The sequence below is a fragment of the Kitasatospora sp. NPDC059571 genome (genome assembly GCF_042735675.1).
Taxonomy (GTDB): Bacteria; Actinomycetota; Actinomycetes; order Streptomycetales; family Streptomycetaceae; genus Kitasatospora.
The window spans coordinates 1,674-8,878 of sequence record NZ_JBHWBW010000333.1 but is presented as its reverse complement, the minus strand read 5'-3'; the positions used below and the strand labels follow the sequence as shown (position 1 = coordinate 8,878).

Here is a 7,205-nt window from a genome sequence, read left to right as displayed (position 1 = left end):
CGCGCGGGCCGGCCGCCCCCGCCGCGCCCCCCCCCCCCCCGCCGCGCCGGGGGCGGCGGCCTCGCGGCGCGTCTGGCCCGGGATCGGGGCCGTCCGGCGGGTGCGGGTGACCTCCTCCACGGCCTCGCGGGCGGCGAGGTAGGCCTGGACCGCCGCGATGCCGTACACCGGCTGGATCAGCTGGTGGCCTTTGAAGAACGGCCGCGCGGGGGCGAATCCGGCCGCGACGACCAGGTCGCGGATCTCCGTTATCTCGGCTTCCGTGCGCGCGGTGAAGCGAACCTCCCAGCCCTTTTTGTAGGTGTGGCCGTCGTCGCTGTTGCGGCGGGCGAGGTCGGGCCGGCGGACATAGCCGGGCAGGCGGCCGAGGCGCAGCTGTGCGGCGCGCAGACCGGAGATCTCGTCACGTGGCATGTGCCGATGGTAGGCAATCCGGGGGACCGCGGTGGCTCCGGGGTGGTGCTTCACCGTATGGCCTTGGTCACTCTCGGTCAAAAGCCGCTGATCATGGGGGTGCGGGCCGCGCTGCGCCATGATGTACGGATTCGATGAAAACCGGATCGTCGTGACCCAAGTCCGATCTAATCCGGCATTCGAGTGAACACCCTATACGTCGAATGGGTGAGGGTATGGGGGCTTTAGTGCGGAGCAGTCCCGTTTTGGCGACGGTTGCGTAACAGGTCGTCAGGTCGGGCGTGCGGTGCCGGTGGCGATGGGGAGTGTGTCGGCATGACCTACCGGATCCCTTCCCAGCCCCTGTCCCTGGAAGAGTTGGCGCGGCGTCAGCAGAACGTCGTCACCGCGGGCCAGCTCCGGGCCCGCGGGGTGCCAGCCAGGGCCGTGACCGACTACTGCCGGCCGGGCGGACCGTGGCAGCGGCTCCTGCCGAGGGTGTACCTCCTGCAGGACGGTGATCCCACCCCGGAGCAGCGGATGTGGGCGGCGCTCCTGTACGCGGCGCAGGACCGCCCGGCCCCGACCGGCCCCGAGGCGTCGGACGAGCGCTCCACCGCCGTGATCACCGGCGCTGCCGCGCTCGCGCTGTACGGCTTCGCCTCGGTGCCCCGGCTGCCGGCCGTGACCGGCGTCGAGGTGCTGGTGCCCCGCCAGCGGCGGCTGAAGGACGCCGGGGCCGTCCGCATCCGCCGCACCGCCCGGCGCGTGGTGGCGCACTCGGTGCACGGGCTGGCCTGCGCGCCGGTGGCCCGCGCCGTGGCCGACGCCGTCCGGGAGTGGACGGACGCCGGCGCGTTCGAGACCGGGGTGGTGCGCCCGGCGCTGCTGCGCGCGATGCTGCGCGAGGCGGTCACCCGCACGGAGGGCGGCTGCACCCTGCGCGAGCTGGTCGACGAGCTGGCCGGGGCCAGGCTGCTCGGTGAGCCGCGGGTCCGTGCCGCGGTGGACGAACTGCTCGCCGCCGGGCGGGAGTCGGTGCTCGACCGGATCGGCGAACTGGTCGACGAGTGGCTGCTCCCGGTGCCGCTCGCCGGGCCGGAGCTGCGGATGCGCGGCGGCACCTACGTGGCCGTGCCGGACCTGTACTGGCCGTCGGTCGGGGTGGCGGTGGCCGTCGACTCCGACCTGCGCTGCGTCAGCGAGGGCGAGGAGGCGTGGGTGCGCAGCGAGCAGCACCGGATGGAGTACCTGGGGGTGCGGGTGGTCTACGTGTCGGGGGAGCGGGTGGCGGCCGAGCCGGACGCCGTCGGGGGCGAGCTGCGCGAGGCCTTCCGGGCCGGCGGCGCCGACCTGGTCGAGCTGGTCGTCACCGAGCGCTGACCGCAGCGGCCGGCCGGGGAGCCGGCCGCGCGGTCGGATGTGCGGGGGCCACCGCCCACGGGGGAGCGGTGGTCAGCCGCGGACGACCGGGTCGCCCGTCAGGCCGACTCCGGCGGCGGCGAGTTCGGTCAGTGCCCGCTCGGTGCTGGCGGCCGCGACACCCGCCGTCAGGTCGAGCAGCACGCGGGTGGTGAAGCCCTCCCGGGCGGCGTCCAGGGCGGTCGCCCGGACGCAGTGGTCGGTGGCGATGCCCACCACGTCGACCTCGCTGACGTCCCGTCGGCGAAGCCACCCGGCCAGCGTCTCGCCGTTCTCGTTGATCCCCTCGAAGCCGCTGTAGGCCGCCGAGTGGGCGCCCTTGTCGAAGACCGCCTCGATGGCGCCGGAGGTGACCGACGGCGCGAAGTTCGGGTGGAAGCCGACACCCTCGGTGCCGGCGACGCAGTGCACCGGCCACGACGTGGCGTAGTCGGGCTCGGCGGAGAAGTGCGCGCCGGGGTCGATGTGGTGGTCGCGGGTGGCGACGATGTGCGTGTAGCCGGGGCCGGCGTCGGCGATCAGGTCGGTGATGGCCGCGGCCACCTCGGCCCCGCCGGCGACGGGCAGGCTGCCGCCCTCGCAGAAGTCGTTCTGCACGTCGACGACGATCAGGGCCCGGTGCATGGCTCGCTTCTCTCGGTGGTGGTCCGCGCCGGTTCGGGGGCGCGGGGGTGGACGGTGCGGGGTGTCGACAGACGACTGTAGGGAGTGGCGCGCACCGGCGGAAGAGCCGGTGCGCCTCAGGCCCCGGCGCCGGTGGCGGTCTCCGTGACGATGACCGGCTCGCCCTTGGACAGCTGGGTGGCCGACAGCGGCAGGCCGGCCCTGGCGTGCAGGTGGCGCTCGCGCGCCGCGGCCAGCGGTTCGCGCCCCGTGATCTCGCCGCCCTGCACCAGGGGCACGTGCAGCAGGTGCGGTTCCAGCTCGGCGGGGACCGGCCCGGTGCCGACCACCTCGGCCTCGGCGACGCCGTCCGCGTCGGGCCGGCGGGCGGCCCACTTGCGGCCGCCGGCGCTGGTCTTGCCGCCGGCCGACCGCTTGGCGACCGGCACCAGCGGCCCGCCCGGGACGGACTCCCGGGCGACCAGCTTGTAGACCATCGCGCAGGTCGGGTGCCCGCTGCCGGTGACCAGGCTGGTGCCGACGCCGTAGCCGTCGACGGGTGCGGCGGCCAGGGCCGCGATGGCGTACTCGTCGAGGTCCGAGGTGACGATGATCTTCGTCTTGTGGGCGCCCAGGTCGTCCAGCTGGCGGCGGACCCGGTGGGCGAGCAGGGTCAGGTCGCCGGAGTCGATCCGGACGGCGCCGAGCGTGGGCCCGGCCACCTCGACGGCGGTGCGGACGGCCTCCGCGAGGTCGTAGGTGTCGACCAGCAGCGTGGTGGTCCGGCCCATCGACTCGATCTGGGCGGTGAAGGCGTCCCGCTCGCTGTCGTGCAGCAGGGTGAAGGCGTGGGCGGCCGTGCCGGTGGTCGGGATGCCGTGGGTGAAGCCGGCCTCCAGGTCCGAGGTGGCGCTGAAGCCCGCGATGTAGGCGGCCCGGGCGGCGGCGACCGCGGCGCCCTCGTGGGCCCGCCGGGCGCCCATCTCGATCACCGGGCGCTCGCCCGCGGCGGCGGTCATCCGGGAGGCGGCCGCGGCGATCGCCGAGTCGTGGTTGAGGATCGAGAGGATCACCGTCTCCAGGATCACCGCCTCGGCGAAGGTGCCCTCCACGGTCAGGAGCGGCGAGCCGGGGAAGTACACCTCGCCCTCCGGGTAGCCGTGGATGTCGCCGGTGAACCGGTAGTCCGCCAGGTGGCGCAGCGTGGCGTCGTCCACCACCCGCTGGTCGGCCAGCCAGTCCAGCTGGGGGGTGGTGAAGCGGAAGTCGGCCACCGCGTCGAGGACCCGGCCGGTACCTGCGACGACGCCGTAGCGGCGGCCGTTGGGCAGACGGCGGGTGAACACCTCGAAGACCGAGCGGCGGTGCGCCGCGCCGCTGCGCAGGGCGGCCTGCAGCATGGTGAGCTCGTAGCGGTCGGTGAGCAGCGCAGTGGAGCGGTGCGCGGTGTTGGCGTCCATGGGGATGATGCTACTACCACTTAGCGTCAAAGTGACGATTTCCCGCCCGGGTTGATGACCCGGATTCGCCCGCGGGTCGCCCGGATGGAAGCATGAGGGTGGGGAGGACGCTCCTTCACCCCCGGTCATCCGCAGAGGAGAGAGCCAGTCGTGAGTGTCGCGCCGGTCGAGATCGAGCGTCCGGAGGTCGAGAGCCAGCCCGTGGTGGAACCGGACACGCCGTGGGTGACCATCGTCCACAACGACCCGGTGAACCTGATGAGCTACGTCCAGTTCGTCTTCCAGGCCTACTTCGGCTACCCGAAGGACAAGGCCCGGAAGCTGATGATGGAGGTGCACACCAAGGGGCGGGCCGTGGTCTCCAGCGGCACCCGCGAGGAGATGGAGCGCGACGTGCAGGCGATGCACGGATACGGCCTGTGGGCCACCCTCCAGCACGACTGACTCCTCCCCGCCGCCGCACCGCGCGGCGGCACCCACACATGCACGCAGACGACGACACGTAGACGGGCTGATTCAGAACTCATGGCTGGGTTGTTCGAGAGCGCCGGCGACGGGGGCGCGGCGATCGCGCTCGACGAGGTGGAGGCTTCCATCCTGCGCTCGCTCGAGGTGCAGATGCTGGAGCTGATCGGGCCCGGGCCGGGCGGCACGGGCGGTGATCCGCTGGCCGCACTGTTCGCCGAGGGCCCCACCGAGGCGCCCGCCGACCCCGCGCTGGCCCGGCTCTTCCCGGACGCGTACGGCGAGCCCGGGGAGCCCGTCGACTCGGAGACCCGCGCGATGTCCGGCGAGTTCCGCCGCTACACCGAGCTGGACCTGCGGGCCCGCAAGCGGGACGACGCGCTGGCCGTCGTCCGCGCCCTGGACGGGCTCGGCGGCGAGGGCGGGGTGCTGAAGGTGCCCGCCGAGGAGTGCCTGCGCTGGCTCGGCGCGCTCAACGACCTGCGCCTGACGCTGGGCGCCCGCCTGGAGGTCAGCGAGGAGGACGAGCAGGGCCTGTACGCGCTGCCCGACTCCGACCCGCGCAAGCCCCTGGTGATGGCCTACCTCTGGCTCGGCGGCATGCAGGAGTCCCTGCTGGAGGCGATGGCGGGCTGACCGTCGGTCCGCAGCGGCCCGCACGCCCGATGCACCCCCTGTCCGCATGCTGGACAGGGGGTGCCGTCATTTCACCCGTATCCACCCAATCGGGTCGTGACATGCTCAAATAGCGCTCAGATGGACACCGGTCACCGGACGTGCCGTGGTACGAATTCCCACCTCTCCACGACCCGAGGACGGTGGCCATGGCCGATCAGGCGTACGACGAGGCGGTCGCCGCCCAGCCCGAGGAAGAGGGCTACGAACGGGGCCTGGGCGGCCGCCAGATCCAGATGATCGCCATCGGCGGGGCCATCGGCACCGGCCTGTTCCTCGGCGCGGGCACCGCGATCTCCAAGGCCGGGCCGAGCCTGATCCTCAGTTACGCGGTCGCCGGCGTGGTGATCTTCGCGATCATGCGGGCGCTCGGCGAACTGCTCACCTACCGCCCGGTCTCCGGCAGCTTCGCGGAGTACGCCCGGGAGTTCCTCGGCCCCTTCGCGGGCTTCGCCACCGGCTGGACGTACTGGCTGTTCTGGGTGGTCACCGGCATGGCGGAGACCACCGCCGCCGCGGTCTACGTCCGCTTCTGGGAGCCCGGCATCCCGCAGTGGGCCAGCGCTCTGGCCTTCCTGGTGCTGCTCTACGCGGCCAACCTGATCTCGGTGAAGCTCTTCGGCGAGATCGAGTTCTGGTTCTCCATGGTGAAGGTCACCGCCATCCTCGGGATGATCCTGATCGGGATCGGCGTGCTCACCCTCGGCTTCACCGACGCCGGCGACACCGCGTCGGTCACCCACCTGTGGCAGGACGGCGGCTTCTTCCCGCAGGGCGTCGGCTCGACCGTGATGACCCTTCAGATCGTCATGTTCGCCTACCTCGGCGTGGAACTGGTCGGCGTCACCGCGGGCGAGAGCCGCGACCCCGCCCGCACCCTGCCGCGGGCCATCAACACCCTGCCCTGGCGGATCGCCCTGTTCTACGTCGGCGCCCTGGCGGTCATCCTCGCCGTCGTCCCGTGGACCGAGTTCCGGCCGGGCACCAGCCCGTTCGTCGCCGCTTTCGAGAAGATGGGCATCCCGGCCGGCGCCTCCGTCATCAACTTCGTGGTGCTCACTGCGGCCCTCTCCTCCTGCAACTCCGGCATGTACTCCACCGGCCGGATGCTGCGCGACCTCGCCCTGCGCGGCCAGGCGCCCGCCGGGGCGGCCCGGCTCAACGCCCGCCGCACCCCGGCCGTCGCGATCACCGCCTCCTGCCTGCTGATGGGGATCGGCGTCGTCCTCAACTACCTCACACCGGGGAAGGCGTTCGAGTACATCACCTCGGTCGCCACCGTCTGCGGGCTCTGGACGTGGGCGGTCATCCTGCTCAGCCAGCTCCGCTACCGGCGCGCCTGGCAGGGCGGCCGCCTCCCGGCCCCCGCCTTCAAGGCGCCGGGCGGCCGCTGGCCGAGCGTCCTCGCCCTCGCCTTCCTGGCCCTGGTCGTCGTCCTGATCGGCTTCGACCCGGACGCCCGGATCTCGCTCTACGTCTTCCCGCTCTGGGCCGCCCTGCTCGGCGGCGGCTACCTGGTGCTCGCCCGCACCCGGCCCGAGGCCGTCCGGGGCCGCACCGAGCAGCCGCTGGCCACCGAGTCCGGAAGCTGAGACGGCCGCCGGACCGGGGGCGGGCCGGCGACCACCCGCTGGCTATCCTGACCGCATGCTGACCATCACCCGAGAACTGCGCGACCGGATCGTCGCCCACGCCCGCGCCGACCACCCGGACGAGGCCTGCGGCGTGGTCGCCGGACCGGAGGGCAGCGGCCGGCCGGAGCGGTTCATCCCGATGCTCAACGCGGCCCGCTCGCCCACCTTCTACGAGTTCGACTCCGGCGACCTGCTGAAGCTCTACCGCGAGATGGACGACCGCGACGAGGTCCCGGTGATCGTCTACCACTCGCACACCGCCACCGAGGCCTACCCCTCGCGCACCGACGTCAGCTACGCCTCCGAGCCCGAGGCGCACTACGTCCTGGTCTCCACCGCCGAGGGCAACGACGAGAACGACCCCTACGAGTTCCGCTCGTTCCGCATCGTGGACGGCGTGATCACGGAGGAAGACGTCCAGGTCGTCGAGGAGTACGCGGCCTGACCCGCCGCGGCCGCGGCCGGCGCGCCCCCCCCCCCCCCCCGGGCGCGTATAAACAGCTCCGCGCCCCCCAGACGGGCGGGAATAGAGTTGGGAGTGTGGGGGGGGGGC

The 7,205-nt window shown here is 73.0% G+C and carries 8 protein-coding genes; 5 read left to right on the top strand and 3 right to left on the bottom strand.

Annotation, left to right across the window (positions count from 1 at the left end; all coding sequences use genetic code 11):
• Positions 1-414: hypothetical protein (locus tag ACFV0G_RS28360; RefSeq protein ID WP_380553990.1), on the bottom strand; the 414-nt coding region annotated here is incomplete at its 3' end.
• 315 nt (positions 415-729) lie between these two features.
• On the opposite strand from ACFV0G_RS28360, the gene ACFV0G_RS28355 reads away from it, so the two are divergent.
• Positions 730-1,776, top strand: coding sequence for a hypothetical protein (locus ACFV0G_RS28355; RefSeq protein ID WP_380553987.1), 1,047 nt, complete (start codon positions 730-732; stop codon positions 1,774-1,776).
• 72 nt (positions 1,777-1,848) lie between these two features.
• Here ACFV0G_RS28355 and ACFV0G_RS28350 read toward each other — a convergent pair whose 3' ends face one another.
• On the bottom strand, positions 1,849-2,439 hold the full coding sequence (locus ACFV0G_RS28350; RefSeq protein WP_380553984.1) for an isochorismatase family protein: 591 nt from the start codon (positions 2,437-2,439) through the stop codon (positions 1,849-1,851).
• Between the two features lie 116 nt (positions 2,440-2,555).
• On the bottom strand, positions 2,556-3,878 hold the full coding sequence (locus ACFV0G_RS28345) for a nicotinate phosphoribosyltransferase (protein ID WP_380553981.1): 1,323 nt from the start codon (positions 3,876-3,878) through the stop codon (positions 2,556-2,558).
• Between the two features lie 150 nt (positions 3,879-4,028).
• On the opposite strand from ACFV0G_RS28345, the gene clpS reads away from it, so the two are divergent.
• From clpS to ACFV0G_RS28325, 4 genes are all read left to right on the top strand, one after another.
• A complete protein-coding gene (gene clpS / locus ACFV0G_RS28340) occupies positions 4,029-4,322 on the top strand; it encodes an ATP-dependent Clp protease adapter ClpS (protein WP_380553978.1) in 294 nt (97 codons plus the stop codon).
• Positions 4,323-4,403: 81 nt separating this feature from the next.
• Positions 4,404-4,979, top strand: a complete 576-nt coding sequence (locus ACFV0G_RS28335; protein WP_380553976.1) for a DUF2017 domain-containing protein — start codon at positions 4,404-4,406, stop codon at positions 4,977-4,979.
• A 188-nt stretch (positions 4,980-5,167) separates the two neighbouring features.
• Positions 5,168-6,610 carry an amino acid permease gene (locus tag ACFV0G_RS28330; protein WP_380553974.1) on the top strand — a complete coding sequence of 481 codons (1,443 nt, stop codon included), beginning with the start codon at positions 5,168-5,170 and terminating at the stop codon, positions 6,608-6,610.
• A 55-nt stretch (positions 6,611-6,665) separates the two neighbouring features.
• Complete coding sequence (locus tag ACFV0G_RS28325; protein WP_380553972.1) at positions 6,666-7,097, top strand: Mov34/MPN/PAD-1 family protein; 432 nt, start codon at positions 6,666-6,668, stop codon at positions 7,095-7,097.
• The last annotated feature ends 108 nt before the right edge of the window (positions 7,098-7,205 follow it).

Excerpts from the sequence above, each read along its gene's own strand:
- ACFV0G_RS28355 (WP_380553987.1), top strand. The coding sequence starts at position 730 with ATGACCTACCGGATCCCTTCCCAGCCCCTGTCCCTGGAAGAGTTGGCG.
- ACFV0G_RS28350 (WP_380553984.1), bottom strand. The coding sequence starts at position 2,439 with ATGCACCGGGCCCTGATCGTCGTCGACGTGCAGAACGACTTCTGCGAG.
- ACFV0G_RS28345 (WP_380553981.1), bottom strand. The coding sequence starts at position 3,878 with ATGGACGCCAACACCGCGCACCGCTCCACTGCGCTGCTCACCGACCGC.
- ACFV0G_RS28335 (WP_380553976.1), top strand. The coding sequence starts at position 4,404 with ATGGCTGGGTTGTTCGAGAGCGCCGGCGACGGGGGCGCGGCGATCGCG.
- ACFV0G_RS28330 (WP_380553974.1), top strand. The coding sequence starts at position 5,168 with ATGGCCGATCAGGCGTACGACGAGGCGGTCGCCGCCCAGCCCGAGGAA.
- ACFV0G_RS28325 (WP_380553972.1), top strand. The coding sequence starts at position 6,666 with ATGCTGACCATCACCCGAGAACTGCGCGACCGGATCGTCGCCCACGCC.